The following is a 20,269-nucleotide window of genomic DNA, read 5'->3' on the forward strand; positions in this document are numbered from 1 at the left end:
TTGAGCGAACCCGTGTCCGGGGGTGGCGATGTCGTTACCTGGTTATGTCTGGCCTGCTGTTCGCGCCGAATCCGTCCGAGCCACTGTTCGGGACCGCGGCAGGCGCATCGCGACGCTGCTGTGTTTCGCGATGCTCGCGGCCGCCAGCCTGCTGACGATCGCCGGCCTCGACCAGCTGATCGGGCAGGCGATCGGCAAGGATCGGCAGAGTCACCCCCTCTCCGGCGTCATCGGCCTCGGCGCGGCGACGAACGTCTCGTCGTGGGCTCAGTGGTACACCAGCGGCCGGGCCGACGCCGTCGGCTGGTGGATATTGTTCTCGGTCGCCGCGGATGCCCTGTTCGTGGTCGCCTACGCGGTGATCCTGCTGCGGTTGGTCGCTCGAGCCACTCCGCCGGCGCCCTCCGACATGGTCGCGGGACACTCCTGGACGAACGTCAGCAGACTCTTCCTCCAGCTGCTGATCCTGTTGGAGGCGATCGAGGCCGTCGTTCTGATCGTGGGGGCGATGACGCTTCTCTCCAGCGCCGGCTCGGCCACTCAGCCACCCTCTTTGGCGCTCATCGGGACGATCGAGGCCGCTGTGGCAACCGGCAAATGGATCGCCTTCGGTCTGCTCGTGATCGCGGTGCTGAGGAACCCCGGAACGCGCGGTGTGCTCTGGCGGGTGACTCGGAACATGTCCCAAGCGGTCTGGGTGCATCGGCTGTCGGCTGTGCTGGTACTCGCGCTGGTCGTGCTGGCGTGCATCCCGTCGGACGGCGTGCTCGATCAACTGCCAGACGTGCAACGCCAGTGGCTCGACGACCTCCCCTGGGGCGCTGTGCACTACGCAGGGATCGCCGCGGCGACGTTGGGACTCGCGGCGGTCGGGCTCTTCCTCCTCGGACGACAGCGTTCGCGCTGCAGCTACGATTTCCGCGTCCGCCAGTACCCGGAATCGGCGAAGCTGCCGGCTGAGCGCCAGTGGATCTGGTGGTCGATCCCCGTTGTCGCGTGGCTCGTCCTGGCTGTGTGGACGCTGCTCGCGTCGCTTATCGCGGGGGCCACGTGGCCCGCGATCATGACGCAGTTCGACTCCGCAGCCGCGCTGTTCCTCGGGATCCCGATCGCGGTGATCGTGGTCTCCGCGCTGCTCGAGCGGCGACGTCCCCCGGTGATGATCGACGTCGAACCGGATCCCGACCGGGCTGTCTACGCGTGGCTTTTCGGCGACGTCCTGGCTGTGCTCGTGCTCTGCGTCGGCGGGCTCGGCCTCGTGCGATCGTTTGCCGGGCCGACGTTCCTGAGCCCGTCCGGATGGGCGATCGGCATCTTCGTGCTCGGGTTCGTCAGCGCCGTACTGTGGCCGCTCGTCGTCGTCGGGCTCACGGGCTACGCGCGTCCCGCACCCGACGCCGGATGGCTGCGGATCACGTCCGCTCCTGCGCGCGCTCTCGGTTGGATCAACCGATGGGCCGATCCGACCGCCACGCCGACACCGGCGCGATCGGCCCGGAACCGTCGAGGCCTCTTCGCGCTGATCTGTGCAGGCGTCGCGGTGATCGCGCTGGCGCTCGTGTTCCCGGCCGACTTCGCCGCTGCGCTCGGAGGAGTCGGTGTCACGGTCGCCCTGATCACCGCCTGGGGTGTGATCCTGGGAGCCTTCACGGTGGCATTGCAGGACTACCAGGTGCTGGCGGTCTTCCGGGGCCTCCGCCTGAAAGCCGCGCCCATCCTGACCCTCGCGATCGCACTCCCACTCGTTTTCACCATTACCGGAGCATCGGTCTGGGGCGGCGACGCGACCGCGCACGCGATCCGGATCGGGCACGACTCGACCGGTCCGGCCTCGACGCCGCCCGCATCCCGAGACATGGTCGACGCACTGCGCGGTCGAATCGACGCGGCGCGGTGCTACCTGACCCTGCCGGACGGCACGGTCGTGAAACCCGTGATCATCGTGGCTGCCGAGGGCGGTGGCATCCGTGCTGCGTACTTCACCGTGAAGGCGCTGCAGAAGCTGGGGAGCGCAGGCTGCCTTGCCCAGTCCGTCGCGCTCTCCAGCGGCGTCTCCGGAGGCTCTCTCGGTCTGGCATTGACGAAGACGTCGGGCGGAGACGCACTCGCGAAGGTCCGCGCCGTGTCGGCGCAGAGCGTCGTCGCCAGCGGAGTGACGGGTCTCCTCGCAGGTGACCTCGTCGCCGGCAACCTCGGGATGCACGTCCCCTCCGTCATGGACGGCCGCATCGGCTGGCGGGATCGCGCCTCCCTCATCGAGCAGGGCTGGATCGACGCAGCACCGGGACTGGGGCGGCAGTTCGACGTCACGCCGACCGATACGACCGGATACACTCTGTTCAATTCGACCGACGCACGCTCGAAATGCCGGGTGATCATCGGGCAGCTGGCAACCGGCGCCGCACAACTGTCGGGGAGCGACTCGTCACCGGTCACGTGCTCCCGACCGGGCGTGCAGCCGGCCGAGACCGCGGACCTTGCGACGATCAGCGGCCAACAGTGTCCGGCCTCGCTGGATTGGGCGGGCGCAGCGATGCTGTCCGCTCGATTCCCCATCATCACCCCGGCCGGCCGACTGCCGAGCGGAAGCGCGTGCTCGGAGGGGAAGACCGTCGAGCTCATCGACGGGGGCTACGCAGAAGGTTCGGCACTCGGCACCGTCGCCGATCTCGCACCGACGATCACGACGGCGGTCCGCGAATACAATCTGTCGCGGCACGGCGCGGAACCGTTCGCGTTGCCGCTCCTCCTCTTCCTGCGGAACTCCAGCGGGTTCGACCTGCAAGCGAAAGAAGCGGGTGTCGTCGCCGAACCTCTCGTGCCGCTCGAAGGTAGGGATGCGGCGAGCGCGCAGTCCGACCACCGAGCGCTCATCCAGAGGATCATCGCCAACTTCCAGCGCGCGTGTCCGGCACACTCGGAGGCGTGCGCGACGCAGACGGAGGGGTTCGCCGACGAATACGGCTCAAACGCGATCGTCGTCTCCCCCTTCACCCGGCCGACCATCGCTGCCCCGCTCGGCTGGGCTCTGTCCAGTTACAGCGTGAACAGCCTCAGCCGAGCCATCGACGACGCGGCGAAAAGCGATTCCGGCTCGGGATACGCGCAACTCTCCGACGTGACCGGGCTGCCGACGAGCAGCTCCCCACCGGCGCAATGACGACCAGCGCCGACGACGGTCGAGGGTCAGGGATGCAGTGAGTACGCGAGCACCACTGCGCCGTTGCCGATCTCGGTCACGCCGGTCAGGGTCATGGGGCTCGCGGTGATCCCGGCCAGGAGCGAGTCACCGGATCCCGCGACGAACGGCGAGATGCTCAGATGCAATTCGTCCAGCAGGCCGGCCTCCATGAGGGCCCTGCTGAACGAGCCGTTTCCGTACTTGACCAGTGTTCCGTCGCCGGACTCCTTGAGCCGGGCGACGGCCTCGACGGCGTCGCCCTCGAGCACCTCGGCATTCCAGCTGGTCTCGGTCAGAGTGGTGGAGGCGACGTACTTCGGCAGGGCGTTGAGCGTGTCGGCGAGGTCGCCGGACATCGCGGGCCACGACCCGGCGAAGGTGTCGTAGGTCACTCGGCCGAGCACGAGACCTGTCGCCTGCTCCAGCAGCCGGAGCTGGTAGTCGAAATGGTTCGCGTTCGGGGCGACCTGCAGTTGCGCGGCCCACCAGCTGTCCCCGGCATACCGGCCGTCGATCGAGAGATGGTCGAATTCGATGAGTTTTCGCATGCCCTCAGCTAACCAACGCGACGGTCGCGGCGTCTTGTACCGAACCGAATCCGGGTCAGAACGCCAGGAACGGGATGTCGGTCCTCAACTCGCCCGGCGTGTGACCGGTGGCCGCCCTCATCGCGCGGGTGAGGTCCGGTTGATCGTAGTAGCCACCGGCGGCGACCGCGTCGGCGATCGACGAACCGGCGGCGAGGAGCTTCGCGGCCAGCTGTCCTCGTTCGATGCCCAGAAGCCTGCGGTGGGATACTCCGACGGCCCGACGGAACCGGAGCTGCGCGGTCCGCTCCGACATCCCGCGGGGTCGCTCGCCGTGACGGATGTCCTCGACGGCGGGATCGACGGTCAGAAGCCCGGCTCGCACGAGCCTGCCGACGAACACGTCGACATTCTGCGGTGTCGGCATCTCCCAGTCACGGTCATCCAGCACGACCCGGCCGCCGGAACGCGTGGGCAGCAGAGCGTCGTTGAGGTCGGCCAGAGCCGCTGGCGCGAACAGCGGCAGGTAGGCGCCGAGCTGCAGCTCCACTCCGAAGAACTCCCAGTCCTCCGGGCACGTCAGCTGCGTGGCCTTCGTCTCCGGCCCGCGCACGTGAACGGTGACGCTGTGACGATGCCGCGCGAACGCGATCATCGAAGACCCTTTGGCCACCGACGTGAAAGGGGTCGGGGCGTCGCAGGTGGCGGACCACACACGCTGCACCAGCGGAAGCTCACCCGCAATGGTGTCGAAGGTCATCCCCACAGGCGGGAGCTTACTCGCGACGGTCGCCGAAGCACCGTGTCCCGGGGTTTCCGCTGATCGGCGCATCCATCGTTTCTCTTGAACAATCGGCCGTGGACCCCCAAACTGGTCGCATTGGTCTTCGATGGCGCACCGATACGGCGGGGGGCCGGAATGCGAATGAGACGGAGTGGTCGCAGGGTCGCGACGGGCATGCGCGTCATCGCCGCGACGCTCGGGACGGCGGCAGTGCTCGCCGCTGCCGTTCTGCTTCCGGTCGCGACGCCGGCGCTCGCCGCCTCGCCGCCCGACACCGTCGACACGGGCGACCCGCCCCCACCCGCCGATCCCACCCTTCCCAGCGGCCTCGACGCACCGGCGCAGACGCCCGACGAATCCATCGTGGAGATGCCGCCCGCCGCCGTGCCGAATGCGAACACCCTCGCGATCGCCTGGGTCGGCACCCCTGCTCAACGTCCAGCCACCCGCACGCTCACACTGCAGGCCGCACTCAACGCTGCACCGGTCGGCGGAACCGTCTCGTTCGATCCGGGTGATTATGCCTTCACCGGCGCACTCCTGGTCCCGAACTCGGTGACCATCGACTCCAGCGCGCAGTCGATGCTCTATGCCCGGTTCACCATCAATGGCGGCGGCCTGTCGCTGGCCGACGACGTCACGATCGGCGCCGCCAACACGGGAGCGATCATCACCGTCTCCGTATCCGGCGCGGTGCTCACGAACATCACCATCCGCAATCCCACCCCTGTGCTCCGCCCGACGGGCGTCCAGCTCGGTGCGGCCGTCACCGGCGTGAAGATCAACGGCCTCGACATGAACGGCGCCGGCGAGGCGTCCTCCTACGGCGTGAACTTGACCACCGGGTCGGCGACCATCACCGATGCCAGCATCGTGGGCGTCGCCACCGGCATCATCGCGACCGCTGCCTCCACTGCGAGCGGCATCGCGATCAGCGGCGGAGCCATCACCGCGGCCACCTCCGGCGTCTCACTCGGAAGCGCCGGTGCGCCGACGATCACCGGGCTCGAGGTGACGGGCGGCACGGGAACCGGCATCGACCTCGCACAGTCGAGCGGCGCCGTCGTCACCGGAGCGACCGTGCACGGCTTCACCCGGGGCATCGCCACCGCCACCACGAACTCCGGCGCCGGGCCGGTGATCAGCGACGCGGTCATCGACGGCACCAGCCGGGAAGGGATCGCGCTGGGCGTGACGACCGGCCCCCGAGTGACGGGTGCGCGCATCACGGGAACCGGCGCCAACCAGTCGACCGGCATCGTCACCCTGCTGTCGACGGGGGTGACGATCGACCATCCGGTCATCGACCAGGTGATGTACGGGATCACCGTCAGCGCGGCGAACACCGGCGCAGGACCCACCATCACCGCACCGACGATCACGGCGTTCTCGGGTATCACCCTCGGCTCCACGCAAGGCGCGACCGTCACGGGCGCCGTTCTCGACAGCGGCAGCGCGACGGGTGGGACCGGCATCAACGTCGTCAACTCCGGTCACGTCACCATCACCACCGAGACTGCCACGGGTTTCCTCTACGCGATCGCCTCCCAGTCCACCGTCGACCCGACCTCGGAGCGCGTGGACATCGCCATCTCCGACATCACGGTGACAGGGCCGCCGGATGCCTCGCACGGCGTCTACCTGCTCGGCGCAGAGAACGCGACCATCACCGACGTCACCGCCGACATCACCGGCTCGGCCCTCGTCATCCACCAGTCCGTCGGCGTGCAGGCGACCGATATCACCGTGCACGGTCACGAGGGAATCACCCCGACGACCGGCGCCGCCATCCTGCGCGCCTACGCGTCGCAGAACGTCGACGTCGATCGCGCCTCGATCGACGCCGGGTCGTACGGTTTCTTCTACTCGGCCACGGACGGGTCGACCGTGACGAACGCCAGCGTGGCGAACCTGGTCGAGTACGGCATCTACGGTCGAAGCGCCGCGAACATCGACGTCAGCGCGACGACGTTCACCGACAACTCGGCTGTGGGTCTCTTCGTCGTGACGACGCCCGCCAATGGGATCAGTCACGACATCGACGTGCACGGCACCACTATGACGGGCAACGACGACGGCATCCTGGTGCTGCAGGGCACGACGGCGGTGACCATCTCCGACAACACCATCAGCGGGCAGCCGAACGCCGTCACCGCCGGGCCGGCTCACGACCTGGTCGTCACGGACAACACGATCGACCAGGTCGGCGGCGACGGACTCGCGGCGATCACGGTCGCGCCCCTCTGGGAGGACGGAGCGCTCGCCGGCTCCTACTCGTCGTCGGGGATCCGCGTGAGCGGGAACACTTTCACCGGCGGCGGGACGTGGATCCGCGTGGGAACGATCGACGACACCTCCGACGAGGCGACGAGGCGCACACTGCGCGACCCGGCACTCGTCACAGGGAACACGTTCCCGGCAGCGTCGACGGCCATCCGCACGTATCCGAATGCGGTCGTCGGCGACGACAGCGCCCCCGTGGCCAGGGTGGCGGCGGACGTCGTGCCCCTCGTCGCGGCCGCCGATGGACCGGTCGCGGTCGACGCCCGCGACTACGCCACTCCGAACGACTGGGGCGCGCCGTGCAAGGCGACCGGCTACCTCGACGACGCCCTGTACTACGACGGTGGTGGCGCCGAAGTCCGTGAACTCACCACCGCACCCGTTCTCTACCCGATGAACTGCATCGAGTTGTCGCTCACCGAAGTCCTCGACGCGCCGGACGCGGTGCGCCACGACGGCGACCTCGTCACCTGGACGCTGACGCCGCACAACGACGGCCCCCGCTCCGCACCCGCCGGATGGACGATCACCCAACTACTGCCGAGCGGCGTCGAACTCGTCTCGATGACGGGCGACGGCTACACCGTCGACGGCACGACGGCCACGTCCGACACCGCACTGGGGGCCGAGTCCGACGGTACTGCGTTGACCGTGACGGTCCGCGTCGTGTCCGCGCCGTCCGGTGAGTCGACGATGCACGACGTCGCCTACGTGGCCCCGGCCGCGAACACGGACCTCGACGGCGACGGCTTCGTCGACGCCATCTCTGAACCGGTCAGTCCGCTGGTCGTCCCGACCCTCGCCACCGACACGGACGCGTCGCCGACGGACAACGACGCGCAGGGCGTCTGGACGACCGTCGGAGGATCGCCTCCGCTCCCCGAGCCTCCCGGTGGTGGTGGCGGCGGGCTGCCGGGCACTGATCTGCCGGGCACGGACCTGCCGGGCACCGGCTCCGATCTGATGCCCGCCGTGACCGTCGCGGCAGCACTCCTCTTCCTCGGCGTAGGAGCTGCGGCGGTGGAACGCCTGCGACGTCGCCGACACTCCTGACGGTGTTGCCGGGCCAGCCCGGGAGCCGGCTCAGACGATATTCGCGTCGGTTCGGCCACGGAGGCGGCGCGCTGCGTGCGCTGAGAGCAGGCGCGGCGCCTGTGAGACGATGACGACGCCGATGATCACAACCACGCCGCCGAGCAGTTGGCTGAGGGCGGGCAGCTCTCCGAGCCAGACCCAGGCGATCAGCACCGCAACCGGAGACACGAGGTAGAGGAGTGACGTCGACGTCGCCACGGGCATCCGGGCGACCGCATACGCCCACAGCACGAACCCCGCCGCCGAGGGCAGCAATCCGAGATAGAGCGCTGCCAACCACGGCCCGGCACCCGCGCCGAGCAGGCTGTCACCGTCGAAGGGCACGAGCGGCAGCGTCATAATGGTGCCTGCCGTCATCGCGTAGCAGGCGACCTCGATGCTGGAGTAGCGCTTCAACAGCGGACGCTGCAGCGGGTGGTAGATGCCCTGCGCCACCATCGCGGCCACCACGATCCACACCGCGTTGGACAACGAGACGCCGGACCCGGCCAGACAGACGAACGCGACTCCGCCGAGTGCGACGATGCTGCCGACGACCGTCAGCCAGGAGACGCGCTCGGCGAAGAGGATGCGCGCGACGGCGACCGAGACGAGAGGCGCGGCGGCGACGATGATGCTCGCTGTTCCGGCGGGAACGTACAGCTCGCCCCAATTCAGCAGCAATTGGTAGGCGGCCATGCCGAAGAATCCGCACGCCGCGATCCAGCCGAGGTCGCGGAGCTTCGGCAGACGCGCTCCGACGATCAGGGCCACGAGGATCAGCGCGACCGTCGCGACCGCGAGACGAACGAACGAGAGCCCGTTCACCCCCAGTGCGGGAGCCGCGACGCGGATCGCCGGAAACGCCGATGCCCAGAGCACGACGACGGCAAGTCCGGAAATCAGGGCCTTGTTGACTCTCATGACTCGATCGTGACAAGCTGGTTGAATAAGCACAATTGACGAGTTGTTTCGCTATACCTAATCAACGCTTATTGGAGCTGATCAATGATCGATGTGCGCAAGCTCAGGCTCCTCGCCGCTCTGGAGCGGCTCGGCACGATCGCCTCCGTCGCCGAAGAGCTTCACCTGAGCGCACCCGGCGTCTCCATGCAGCTCACGGCACTGGAGAAGGAACTCGGCCTCCGTCTCACGCGGCGCCAGGGACGCGGAGTGGTGCTCACCGCCGCAGGCAGAACGCTGGCGGCGCACGGCCACGACATCCTCGACCGGCTCTCCCTCGCCGAACTCGAACTCGAATCCCTTCGAAGCGGAAGCATCGGCCAGTACACGCTGACCGCCTTCCCGTCGGCCGCGCGAACCATCGTGGCCGACGCGTGCCGCCGGATCCTGCCCGATGCGGACCCTGCCATCGACCTGCGCATCACCACGTCCGAACCCGACGACGCGCTCAGTGCGCTTGCCTCGGGCACGGCCGATCTCGCGGTCATCCACTCCTACTCGAACGTTCCGCGGGACATCCCGAACGGACTGTCGTCGCGCCCTCTCGGAACGGAACCCGTCTGGCTGGCGATCCCGGCGTCGCGCCCCGGCGAAACGGCGAGCGGGATGGTCGACCTCGCAGACTTCGCGGACAGCCGGTGGATCGCGCCGACCGACGACGTGACCTGCTACACCATGATGGAGCGGGCGTGCGGACTGGCCGGCTTCCGCCCTCGCATCGTCGCGGAATCGATGGACTTCGCCGTGCAACTCGAGCTCGTCGCGGCCGGAACCGGCGTCGCGTTGGTTCCTTCACTGGCCATCGCGCAGCTTCCGGCCGGCGTCGACCTGCGCGAGCTGACGTCGCCGGTGAAGCGGAGCATCCACCTGGCCGCCCGCCAGCCCGACTTCGCCGACCCGGGAATCCAGAACCTCGCGGCCGTCCTCACCGAAGCCGCCTCCTCACGGCTCGCCACGACGCAGCCTCTCGCGTCCTAGAGCTCGGTCTCGAGCTGACCGTTCGCGTACCTGCTGCTCACTCTGCGGGTCCCTCGTCGAGCACACGGGGCGCGGGGAGCCGTTTCGTCCACCGGTCGTCGATCCTGCCGACGTGCCAGATGGTGAGTGCGAGCGTCCACGTGGTGATGAAGATGGCGACGATGATGAAGCCGACATAGTTGAGGTCGAGACGGCTGACCCAGCCGATCGGCCCCGTGGTGATGTCGAGCTTATCGGCCACGACCGAGATGATCTCTTGGCCGCCGATGAGGAGCGCGACTGCGACGGATAACGCGGTGATGGTGATGTTGTAGTAGACCTTGCGGACCGGGGTGGAGAACGCCCAGCCGTAGGCGAAATTCATGAGGTAGCCGTCGACGGTGTCGAGCAGGCACATGCCGGCGGTGAACAGGACGGGCAGCGTGAGGATCGCGTACCAGGGCAGCGCGAACGCGGCGGCGCCGCCTGCGAGGACGAGCAGGGAGACCTCGGTCGCTGTGTCGAAGCCGAGCCCGAAGAGCAGGCCGATCGGGTACAGCTGCCACGGCCGCTTGACCGATCGGGTCAGCGGCCCGAGCATCCGGCTGATGATGCCGCGCCGGTCGAGCTGACGTTGGAGTTCCGTCTCGTCGTAGTTCCCCGTCCTCATCCGGCGGAACACGCCCACGACCTGCTTGAGTACGAGCAGATTGACGACGCCGAGCAGGAGCAAGAACACGCCGGAGACGGATGCTCCGATGAGCCCGGTCGTCTGCTGGAGGGCCGATTTGTCGCTGATGACTTGTGGCGCCAGGGTGCGCACTCCGAAGGCGAGCAGTGCGCACAGGCCGAAGACGACGCTGGAGTGGCCGACCGAGAACCAGAAGCCCACGGAGACAGGGCGCTGGCCGTCGGCGATGAGTTTGCGGGTCGTGTTATCGATGGCGGCTATGTGGTCGGCGTCGAAGGCGTGGCGCAAGCCGAGCGTGTACGCGGTGATGCCGAGTCCGACGCCGAAGACCTGGGTCGGGCCGCCGACGTGGTAGCCGGCCGGCGCGACGATCCCGAGCAGAGTCCCCCAGCCGATGATGTGAAGAGCCACGATGAACGTGCCCATCGCGATCAGAGACGTCCACTTGCCGGAGACCCGGTCGTGCCCGTTCTGCATAGGTCGCTGTCCATTCGTCATGGCGGCGATCGCTCGGAAACGAGCCGGATCCGGTGTTGCGTTGTGCCCGAATCACTCTCCGTTGCGTACGTCGTCGTGTAGGTATCGTCTCAGTCGCATCCCTCGGCGTCGAGGCCCGATGGGATCACCCCGCTCGAGGAAAAGATCATCCTCGATTCCATTGCAAGTTCTCCAACGGGCTGTAAGACTGACCGCGGATCGACGACAAACTCGTGATTCCACCCCCGGGGAGGGCCCATGGCTGCATCGGAGACAGAGAGTACTCGACCAGGTGTGATGGTCGGACCGACGAGCGAGTTCAGCTTGTTCTTCCGTGTGAAACCGGGTGATGGCGAAGCGTTGCGCGCGGCGTTGCGCGACCTCCAGAACACACCCGGGTATCGCCCCGGCGACTACGGAATGGCCATATCCACCATTCACGAGGCCCGCTTCGTGCTGTTCGACGATGACAGGCAGCTGGCGTTCATCACCAGTTTCGATGGACCGTGGGACGCCTACATGGAGGACTTCTTCACCTCCGGACCGACCCTCGCTCTCTTCGACCTGATCTTCCAGCACGCCGAAGGGTACGAGGGTCTCCCCGACCTCGCGTCGGTGAAGTCGTTCATTCTCGGCGCGCAGCAGAGCGCGGCCGCGTACGCCAGAAACTATCCCGGAACGGTGAAGGAGATCCGGAAGGCGCAGCGCGTCAACGCCGCCTTCGAGAAGGTGCTCGATCATCCGGATGCGGCGGAGGCGCTGCGGCACCCCGCCCTGCAGCCGCTGCTCGACGAAGCCGCAGGCTGATCGAATCTCCGGAGGACACCGATGTCGGATCACATCTCAGGCCCGCGTGCGTTGTCCGAGCCCATCGCGGACATCACGGACTTCTTCGCCTTCCCGAGTCCGGAACGGCCGGGTCACCTCGTGCTCGTCATGAACACCCTTCCGTTCGCGCAGCCGTCCAACACGCTGTCCGACGGCCTCATCTACCGGTTCCGGGTACGTCCACTCACGGAGGACCGCACGAGCAGCGCCGCCCCGTTTGCACCCGGCGGGCGCGAGTTCGTGTTCGACTGCGTATTCTCAGCGCCCGGGCACCACGGCTCGGGTGACGACGCCGGGCAGCAGGGGTTCTGCACGACACCGAGCGGCGAAACCGTCGAGTTCCGGGTGAACGACGATCACGCCGAGTCGGCCCACGGGGTCCGGGTCTTCGCCGGTCACCGCTGGGATCCGTTCTTCATGGACGCTCCGGCCGCGTTGAAGACCATCGCAACGGGAGAACTCGCGTTCACCGACCCCGGCACGATCTTCCTCGACGGCAAGAGCGTGCTGAGCCTGGTGCTCGAAGTCGACATAGCCCTCCTGGAGGGCGCGCAGCTGATCGGCGTCGTAGCCGAGACGCTGACCCGCGGAACCTTCAACGTACGCATCGAACGCGTCGGGCGCCCCGAGGTCAAGAACATGATGCTCGCACCGAAAGAGCACGATCCAGTGAACCGCGATCTGGAGATCCGAGACCTCTACAACATGGAGGACGCCTTCCACCTCGGTGAGTCGTATCCCGGGGCGTATCGGGCACGCTTGAACGCGAACCTGGCGTACTGGGACGGCATCGACGGCACGGTCGATTGGGAGACGAACACCAACGGCGACCATCCGCTCACCGATCTCGTGCTCGCCGACTACCTCGTGCTCGACCTGACGAAGCCGTACGCCGAGACGGGATCGTTCCTGGAGATCGAACTGGCGGCGATGCGCGGTGAAGCGCACGAGACCTGCGGTGGGCGCGCGCTCAACGACGATGTGATGGATACGATCTTCACCCAGCTCGTCAACGCCGGCAACGGGCCGGTCATCCGTGACGGCGTCGATGCACCGACCAGGCCGGCGACCCGTACGTTCCCCTACCTGGCGGAACCCGATCCCAACCCGCCGTCGGCTCCCGCGCACCACCACTGATCATGGAACCGCAGACGGGCGGTAACACCGGCGAGGCCGAGGTCCGACTCGAGCTCGACGATATTCAGAGCGGCGCGCTGCACGAGCGTCCGTCGCCCTACGTCGGCAGTCACCTCTTGCTGCGCATCGACGATCGCGAGGAGGGGCGCGCCTTCGTGCGGCGGCTCCTCCCGCTGGTCGACTCCGGACGGCCCGATCTGGTTCCGGCGCAGGGCGCCTGGATCACGGTGGCGTTCACCTACAACGGCCTCGAAGCACTCGGCGTTCCACAGGACTCCCTCGACAGTTTCGCACCGGAGTTCCGCGAGGGGATGGCCGCCCGCGCAGAGCAGCTCGGCGACGTCGGCGAAAGCGGCCCGGCCAACTGGGAGTGGCCCCTCGGCACCGATGACGTGCACATTGCGATCGCCGCCCTGTCACCGGATGCCGAACGACTCGCGGTGGTGCTGGAACGGGCCCACAAGGTCTTCGACGAGTCGCCCGGCGTCGAACTCATCTGGCAGCAGGACTGCTATCAACTGCCGACCGGGAGGACCTCGTTCGGCTTCAAGGACGGAATCGGCCAGCCGCCGATCGAAGGAACGGGGGTCGCCCCGACCAACCACCACGAGCGACCGCTGAAGGCCGGCGAGATCGTTCTCGGCTATCCCGACGAGACCGGCGACCTGCCGCCGATGCCGACACCGGACATCCTGGGGCGCAACGGGACGTACGTGGTCTTCCGTAAGCTCCACACCCGGGTGGCGGCCTACCGCACCTACCTGCGAGAAAAGGCCAAGAACCGCGAAGACGAGGCGCTCCTCGGGGCCAAGATGGTCGGACGCTGGCAGAGCGGTGCACCCCTTGCGGTCTCACCCGACCACGACGACGCCGCCTTGGGCGCAGACCGGCATCACAACAACGACTTCTCGTACGGCGACGATCCACGCGGTTTCAAGTGCCCTGTCGGCGCCCACGCGCGACGAGCGAATCCGCGCGACGCACTCGACGGCGAGGGAAGCGTGGATGTGCGGCTTCACCGCATGATCCGCCGGGGCACCAGCTACGGCCCGATGCTGCCCGAAGGCGTGCTCGACGACGACGGGGTCGACCGCGGCATCATGTTCGTGTTCGCCGGCGCGCACCTGAAGCGACAGTTCGAGTTCGTCAAGACGCAGTGGCTCAACGACGGCATCTTCATCGGTGCCCCGGCCGAGAAGGACCCGCTTGTCGGATCCGCCGACGGCACCGGAGTTCTCACCATCCCCGAACGACCCATCCGGCGACGCCTGACCGCGTTGCCGCCGTTCGTGGTGACCAGGGGCGGCGAGTACTGCTTCGCACCCGGCCTGCGCGCGCTTCGCTGGCTCGCGGACCTCGACACCTGACCACAGCTCAGACCACCGTTAGCGCGCCCAGGGGGCAGAGATGACCGATTCACCGGCAACCGACCGTTGGGATTCGCTGGATTTCGGGCCGCCTGCCGCCGGCGGCGACGAGCCTAGGGAGTCGGTCGTCGTCGATCACGCGGCCGACGGCCGCGTGGCCGTGATCACCCTGAACCGGCCCCACGCCGACAACGCCATCACGACCGAGATGGGCGCGCGCCTGACCGAGATCCTGGAGGACATCGCGGTCACGCCGTCGATTCGGGTCGCCGTGCTGACCGGCGCGGGCGACCGGGCGTTCTCGGTCGGCAGCGACCTCCGCCAGCGCAATGCCATGACCAAGGAGCAATGGCTGCGGCAGCGCCAGGACTTCGATCGCACCCTGTACACGCTCCGTCAGCTGCGCAAGCCGATCATCGCCGCCGTCAACGGCATCGCGTACGGCGGCGGGTCGGAGATCGCGCAGAGCACGGACTTCATCATCGCGTCGGACAACGCCACCTTCGGCCAGCCGGAGGCGATGATCGGCCTCTCTGCAGGCGGGGGCTCACCGGTGTTCCTCCCCCGGCTGCTCTCCCCCGGCCGGGCGCTTCAGATGCTGATGACCGGCGACCCGATCACTGCGCAAGAGGCCTACCGGCTCGGGATGGTCAACGAGCTCCACGCGCCGGGCGAGGTGCTCGACGCCGCGGTGCGGATAGCGACGAAGATCGCCAGCAACTCCCCCACCGCCGTGCAAGCCGTCAAGCGGGCAGTGCGTCTCGGCGACGGCGAGCCGATCGAACAGGCGATCGCCGTCATGATGGAGGCCCATTGGCGCTCCGCCGTGCACCCCGATCGCAGCGAAGGCATCGGCGCCTTCAACGACGGCCGCGATCCGTCATTCCGCGACGCCGACTACTGACACCGACCTATTGACGCCGATCTACTGACACCGACGAGGAGACCCACCGTGGCCGAAACAGACGAACTCGAACAATCCCGTGCCGCACTCCAGATGATCAACCCGGCACCATACAACGCCGAAGCGCCCCCGGAGGCGCTGGTCGGTGACATCACGCCCACCGACTTCCACTACGTGCGGAGCAACTTCGCCGTGCCCACCCACGACGGCACCTTCACGATCGGGGGCGCGGTCGAGAACCCGATCTCGCTCACCCTCGACGACCTTCGATCCATGCCCGCCATCGAGCGCTCCGTCACGCTCGAATGCGCGGGCAACGGCCGCCTCGCGATGCGACCGCTCCCGACCGGAGAGCCGTGGGGCGATTACGCCGTGTCCACCGCACGATGGACCGGCGCCCGCCTCTCCGACGTGCTCGCCATGGCCCGACCGAACGACGACGGCGTCGAAGTGCGCTTCGAAGGCGCAGACCACGGCCCGTACCACCTCCATCCCGTCCTTCCCAACGTCGACGGTGGAGACCTCACCTTCGTCAGAAGCCTCCCGCTCGCACTCGCTGCCGACCCGGCCACAGAGATCCTGATCGCGTACGAGATGAACGGCGAACCACTCCGCCCCGATCACGGCGCCCCGTTCCGAGTGATCGTGCCCCACTGGTTCGCCGTGGCCTCGGTCAAGTGGCTGCACCGCATCGACGTGCTCACCGAGCCGTACGCCGGCGAGTTCCAGACCGGACACTACATCTACGAGTGGCCCGACCGGCCCCACGAGCCGGTGACTGTCATGCGCGTGCGTGCGCGCATCACCGACCCGGAATCCGGATCCGTGTTGGCCGCCGGACCGCACACTGTGCGCGGCAAGGCCTGGTCAGGCAGCGGCCCGATCACCAACGTCGAGGTGAGCCTCACCGGTGAGGGCGACTGGTTGCCGGCGACGGTCGAACCCCCGAAGGGCCCGTACCAGTGGCAGGACTGGACATTCGAATGGGTGCCGCCGAACGACGGCAGACACACGCTGCGCGCGCGTGCGACCGATGCCGCCGGAAACGTGCAGCCCGAGGTACCGCCCTGGAACCGCCTCGGCTACGGGAACAACTCGGTCGAGGTCATCTTCGTCGACGTCGAATGACGCGTCCCGTTCTGGGCCGACCTGGGTTCGAACGGCCTGTCTGCTACCTGGCACCGCGGGATGTTCGTCCGGTCACCGTTCGACGACCGAGAACACGGGTGCGGTGTAGTCGCCGTTCTGGATGGCTTCGCTCGGCCCGTAGAGACGCAGGATGAGGTAGGAGTCCTTCTCGGGGACCGGATGGAAGTGCGGGTCGTCGACGTGGGCGTCGACGTCCGCGCTGAGGAGGATCGAGTACGTTCCGTCGTCGTCGGGGGTGAGCGTGCGGTCGCCGCGGCTGCGCCGGTTGATGCTGTTGTGCGCCATCAGCCGGTTGTCGTCGCCGTAGGCCGTGAACGACCAGAACTCCGACACATCCGGTGCCGCGAACCTGGTCCGGTACTCGCGTCCACCCGCGCCGTTGATCGGCTGCCCGTCCGCGTCCGTCTCGATCTTGACGTACACCGACTCGACCGGCGGGAGCCCCAACTGGCCGAGCAGCGTCCCGATGTCGAAGACGTCGCGGGTGCGTGCTGCAGCTCCTCACGGGTGCCGAGGGCGCCCTTCGAGCTCGTCACCGTCGGCGCCAAAGCCGTCAGCTGCCGCATCCCCAGCTCCTCACCGCGGGCAGCAGTTTCGAGCTGCTCATCGGTGAAGTCGGTGCGGCCGGGCTCGACGCCGACGGCGGCGATCGGTTCCAGCCACTCGGCGTCCGCCTGGGCCATGGAGCCGTCGGCGAGGAGGACGTTCACCCGCTCCAGCCACGTCGTCGTGGCGGGATCCGGGAAGTCCCTGACGGCCGGCGCCGGCTCCGGCTCGCCGAGGTACTCGGACAGGGTCTGGAGCACCCATCGGTCCTGCAAGTCGCGCGCGACATCGAGGTCGTCCCCACCGGTCGTCATGATCCGCCCCATCACCTTGATGAGGTTCGAGTCCGACCGGACGACGTCGTCGATCCCCTCCGGCACCTCGCCCGCCCAGTCGCGGGCGGCGAACAGGAACCGCCCACCCTTCGACCCTCGGGTGCGCGAGCCGATCATCGCCGTCGTGTAGTGCCCCATGTCCATCGTGTGCAGGATCCAGTACCGATCGCTGTCGACGTCGGGCACCGTCACCACCACCGGCTTCGCGGCGACGTCGAACCAGCCTTGCAGGTGCAGGGTGTCGTTGTTGATCGTGGGATGAGCCGTGTAGGTGTCGTCGGCGAGATCCCGGAGCTTCTGGAACTCGTTCAACAGCACCCCCGGTTCGATCGTCGTCTCGTAAAGGAACCCGTGGGCCTTGTCCATCGAGTGCCCGTACAGGTACGCCTCCCGCGCCGTCTCATCCGAGATGCCCATGCGCTACTCCCCCTCATCACCACTTCATCGCCGAAAGCTTCGTGGCCATTCCAGCATCATCCGAGTACGCGCATCTAGGGAGCTCAGGAGAATGCTCAGGGTGCAGGAACCGATGGGCTACTGTTCGCGCAAATGCCGCTCGGCCTCGCGAGCACCCGGCGGCCCCAGGACCAGCCCGTGGAAGGACGTTCGGCGATGAAGTACTCGAATCTTGGGCCCACCGGCGTGTCGCTGGCGTGGCCCCTCTCCCGACCCGTCGTCATCCTCTTATGCGGGTTGCCTGGTTCCGGCAAGACGACCTTCGCTCGCCGACGCGAGCGAGAGACGGGCGCGATCCGCTTCAGCACCGACGAGTGGATGGCCGACCTGGGTCTCGACTACTTCGACGCGCTGCGCGACAACGTTCAGAACCGCCTGGACCGTCTCTGGGCACAACTGGTCGAACGCGGGCTGAGCGTCATCCTCGAAGACGGAACGTGGCAACGCGAAGAGCGCGATGAGCTCCGCCACATCGCCGAGCGGCTCGGCGCCGGCACCGAGCTGCACTACTTCGATGTCCCGTTCGACGAGCTCTGGCGTCGCCTCGAAACCCGAAACGCCAATCCGCCCTACGGCACTGTTCCGATCACGCGGGAACTACTCGAGGATTCCCGGCTACGGCTCCAACGGCCCGATCAGGCTGAGTTCTCGCTCTTCGACCGGTTCGTCGTGCATCATTGAGGGCGCTCGGCGGCCGCCGAGATCCCTCACGACTTCGCGGCGAAACCGATGTAGTCGAGAGCGAGGCGGAGCGTTTGATCACGTGGGCGCGTGCTGTCCACCACTAGGCGATCATCCACCTCTGACCCGCTCCACCTGGTCCCATGTGGGCGGAACAAAATCCGGAAGCTGCTCGAACCTCAAGCGGCTGTTCGGCTTCTTCTCGACCACCCCCGCACCCTAGCCGCTTCGATCCGGACAGCAGGCTCCCGTTATACGGGACGCGTCGAGCGCTGCGTGATGTCACACCCGGCTCTCCGGATCCGTCCCAGGTGATGCAGGTTGCATTAATCCGAACGGGAGAGAGACATGACGGGCACGGAACAACTGGCGGGCAAGACAGCAATCGTGACGGGCGCGAGCCGAGGGATCGGCTTGGCGATCGTACGCGCACTGGCGGACGCGGGCGCACGAGTGGTCGGCTCCGCCCGAACGGCGACCCGGGAACTCGCCGACCGTGCCTCGGTCGTCGTCACCGCCGATCTCACCACCCCCGATGGCCCGGCGGAACTCGTGCAGACGGCGCTGGAACGTGTGGGAGACATCGACATCCTGGTCAATTGCGCGGGCGGAGGGAGCCCCGACGACCTCCGCGACTTCTTCGGCTACGACGACGAGATCTGGCGCAAGACCTTCGAGCTGAACCTGTACGCAGCGGTCCGCACCTGTCGGGCAGCGATCCCCAGTCTGATCCGCCGCGGGGGCGTGATCGTGAACATCTCGTCCGTCGGCGCCCATCTGCCCCAGACAGGCCCGGCGCCGTACGGCGCCGCCAAGGCCGCGCTCACCGCGTACAGCAAGGCCCTGGCCGAGGAGGTGGCGCGCGACGGGGTGCGCGTGGTCACCATCACCCCGGGCCTGACCCGTACCCCCATGTGGACCTCAGCCGACGGGATGGGCGCCCAGCTCGCCGCCGCCCAGGGGATCACGCTCCCCGAGCTCCTCGACGCGCTTCCCGGGAACGCCGGCAGCAGCACAGGACGGTTCGTCGAACCCGAGGAAGTGGGGGCGCTGACCGCATTTCTCGTCTCCACGGCAGCGCCCAGCATGACCGGTCAGGAATACATCATCGACGGAGGCGCGATCAAGACCGTATGAACGCTTTGTCGCCGCCTCGGTGCGGTCTATCGTGGGCGGCGGTTCCGCGCGTCGGTCGGGAGGACGAGGATGAAGCTGCTGCTCACGTCGGGCGGCGTCACGAACGCTAGCATTCGCGACGCGCTGATCGGGATGCTCGGCAAGCCGATCGCCGACAGCAACGCCCTCTTCATCCCCACCGCGCAATGGGGGCAGCCCGCGTGCGACCCGCAGAGCGTCTGGAGGTCGACCGCAGACCGGTGGGGTGACGATCCGGGCCTGGTCGGTCTGGGTTGGAAGTCGGTCGGGGTGCTCGAGCTGACGGCGCTGCCGAGCCTCGCCGAGGAGCGCTGGATGCCGTGGGTGCGCGGGACCGACGTGCTGCTGGTCGATGGCGGCGAGGCGAGATACCTCTACACCTGGATGCAGCAGTCGGGCCTGGCCGCGCTGCTGCCCGAGCTCCCGGACACCGTCTGGGTGGGCGTGAGTGCAGGCAGCATGGTGATGACTCCGCGTGTCGGCGAAGAGTTCCTGGACTGGCAACCGGATGGCCCCGACGAGGTGCTCGGCGTCACCGATTTCTCGATCTTCCCGCACCTGGACTACCCCGGATGGCCGAGCAACACGCTCGATGCCGCACGGCGCTGGTCTGAGCGCATCCCGGGGCGGTCGTACGCGATCGACGACCAGACTGCGATCTCCGTCGTCGGTGACCGCGTCGAGGTGATCAGCGAAGGACACTGGGAACAGTTCGACCACTGAACGCTGCTGCGGTTGGGGCCCGCCGACGGGCGAAGGACTGACGCTCTGCCG

The 20,269-nt window shown here is 67.7% G+C and carries 17 protein-coding genes; 11 read left to right on the forward strand and 6 right to left on the reverse strand.

Annotated elements, in window-relative coordinates; translation table 11 throughout:
• Positions 1 to 130: 130 nt before the first annotated feature.
• Positions 131 to 3,160, forward strand: coding sequence for a hypothetical protein (locus tag PKE84_RS04255; protein WP_271175973.1), 3,030 nt, complete (start codon positions 131 to 133; stop codon positions 3,158 to 3,160).
• A gap of 26 nt (positions 3,161 to 3,186) precedes the next feature.
• Here PKE84_RS04255 and PKE84_RS04260 read toward each other — a convergent pair whose 3' ends face one another.
• Together PKE84_RS04260 and PKE84_RS04265 are read right to left on the reverse strand one after the other, a co-directional pair.
• Entirely contained in the window at positions 3,187 to 3,729 is a 543-nt protein-coding gene (locus PKE84_RS04260) for a dihydrofolate reductase family protein (protein ID WP_271175974.1), read from the reverse strand.
• A 55-nt stretch (positions 3,730 to 3,784) separates the two neighbouring features.
• Positions 3,785 to 4,363: a helix-turn-helix domain-containing protein gene (locus PKE84_RS04265; protein WP_271175975.1), complete on the reverse strand. Its 579-nt coding sequence runs from the start codon at positions 4,361 to 4,363 to the stop codon at positions 3,785 to 3,787.
• Positions 4,364 to 4,666: 303 nt separating this feature from the next.
• On the opposite strand from PKE84_RS04265, the gene PKE84_RS04270 reads away from it, so the two are divergent.
• Complete coding sequence (locus tag PKE84_RS04270) at positions 4,667 to 7,828, forward strand: beta strand repeat-containing protein (protein ID WP_271175976.1); 3,162 nt, start codon at positions 4,667 to 4,669, stop codon at positions 7,826 to 7,828.
• Positions 7,829 to 7,858: 30 nt separating this feature from the next.
• On the opposite strand, the gene PKE84_RS04275 is transcribed toward PKE84_RS04270, so the two are convergent.
• Positions 7,859 to 8,773, reverse strand: coding sequence for a DMT family transporter (locus PKE84_RS04275; protein ID WP_271175977.1), 915 nt, complete (start codon positions 8,771 to 8,773; stop codon positions 7,859 to 7,861).
• A gap of 84 nt (positions 8,774 to 8,857) precedes the next feature.
• Here PKE84_RS04275 and PKE84_RS04280 point away from each other — a divergent pair, with 84 nt between their 5' ends.
• Positions 8,858 to 9,790 (forward strand): LysR family transcriptional regulator, encoded by a 933-nt coding sequence (locus tag PKE84_RS04280; protein ID WP_271175978.1) that lies wholly within the window; start codon positions 8,858 to 8,860, stop codon positions 9,788 to 9,790.
• 37 nt (positions 9,791 to 9,827) lie between these two features.
• Here PKE84_RS04280 and nicT read toward each other — a convergent pair whose 3' ends face one another.
• Positions 9,828 to 10,958 carry a Nickel transporter NicT gene (nicT, locus tag PKE84_RS04285; RefSeq protein ID WP_271175979.1) on the reverse strand — a complete coding sequence of 377 codons (1,131 nt, stop codon included), beginning with the start codon at positions 10,956 to 10,958 and terminating at the stop codon, positions 9,828 to 9,830.
• 399 nt (positions 10,959 to 11,357) lie between these two features.
• Here nicT and PKE84_RS04290 point away from each other — a divergent pair, with 399 nt between their 5' ends.
• From PKE84_RS04290 to PKE84_RS04310, 5 genes are read left to right on the forward strand one after another with little or no spacing between them, the layout of a single operon-like run.
• The gene (locus PKE84_RS04290) at positions 11,358 to 11,744 is read left to right on the forward strand and encodes a hypothetical protein (RefSeq protein WP_271175980.1); all 387 of its coding nucleotides are present in this window, start codon (positions 11,358 to 11,360) and stop codon (positions 11,742 to 11,744) included.
• 21 nt (positions 11,745 to 11,765) lie between these two features.
• Entirely contained in the window at positions 11,766 to 12,902 is a 1,137-nt protein-coding gene (locus PKE84_RS04295) for a DUF4331 family protein (protein WP_271175981.1), read from the forward strand.
• Between the two features lie 2 nt (positions 12,903 to 12,904).
• Positions 12,905 to 14,269, forward strand: coding sequence for a Dyp-type peroxidase (locus PKE84_RS04300; protein ID WP_271175982.1), 1,365 nt, complete (start codon positions 12,905 to 12,907; stop codon positions 14,267 to 14,269).
• 40 nt (positions 14,270 to 14,309) lie between these two features.
• Complete coding sequence (locus tag PKE84_RS04305; protein WP_271175983.1) at positions 14,310 to 15,173, forward strand: enoyl-CoA hydratase/isomerase family protein; 864 nt, start codon at positions 14,310 to 14,312, stop codon at positions 15,171 to 15,173.
• Positions 15,174 to 15,221: 48 nt separating this feature from the next.
• On the forward strand, positions 15,222 to 16,301 hold the full coding sequence (locus PKE84_RS04310; RefSeq protein ID WP_271175984.1) for a sulfite oxidase: 1,080 nt from the start codon (positions 15,222 to 15,224) through the stop codon (positions 16,299 to 16,301).
• A 72-nt stretch (positions 16,302 to 16,373) separates the two neighbouring features.
• On the opposite strand, the gene PKE84_RS04315 is transcribed toward PKE84_RS04310, so the two are convergent.
• Positions 16,374 to 16,706 (reverse strand): DUF1214 domain-containing protein, encoded by a 333-nt coding sequence (locus tag PKE84_RS04315; RefSeq protein WP_271176181.1) that lies wholly within the window; start codon positions 16,704 to 16,706, stop codon positions 16,374 to 16,376.
• Positions 16,607 to 17,620 (reverse strand): DUF1254 domain-containing protein, encoded by a 1,014-nt coding sequence (locus PKE84_RS04320; protein WP_271175985.1) that lies wholly within the window; start codon positions 17,618 to 17,620, stop codon positions 16,607 to 16,609. The genes PKE84_RS04315 and PKE84_RS04320 overlap by 100 nt, the downstream gene beginning before the upstream one ends.
• 195 nt (positions 17,621 to 17,815) lie before the next feature.
• Here PKE84_RS04320 and PKE84_RS04325 point away from each other — a divergent pair, with 195 nt between their 5' ends.
• The 3 genes from PKE84_RS04325 (at position 17,816) to PKE84_RS04335 (ending at position 20,218) form a co-directional block, all read left to right on the forward strand.
• Positions 17,816 to 18,340 (forward strand): P-loop nucleotide/nucleoside kinase family protein, encoded by a 525-nt coding sequence (locus PKE84_RS04325; RefSeq protein ID WP_271175986.1) that lies wholly within the window; start codon positions 17,816 to 17,818, stop codon positions 18,338 to 18,340.
• 348 nt (positions 18,341 to 18,688) lie between these two features.
• Positions 18,689 to 19,477, forward strand: a complete 789-nt coding sequence (locus PKE84_RS04330) for an oxidoreductase (RefSeq protein ID WP_271175987.1) — start codon at positions 18,689 to 18,691, stop codon at positions 19,475 to 19,477.
• Positions 19,478 to 19,546: 69 nt separating this feature from the next.
• Positions 19,547 to 20,218 (forward strand): Type 1 glutamine amidotransferase-like domain-containing protein, encoded by a 672-nt coding sequence (locus PKE84_RS04335; protein ID WP_271175988.1) that lies wholly within the window; start codon positions 19,547 to 19,549, stop codon positions 20,216 to 20,218.
• The last annotated feature ends 51 nt before the right edge of the window (positions 20,219 to 20,269 follow it).

The sequence above is a fragment of the Leifsonia poae genome (assembly GCF_027921845.1).
GTDB lineage: Bacteria > Actinomycetota > Actinomycetes > Actinomycetales > Microbacteriaceae > Leifsonia > Leifsonia poae.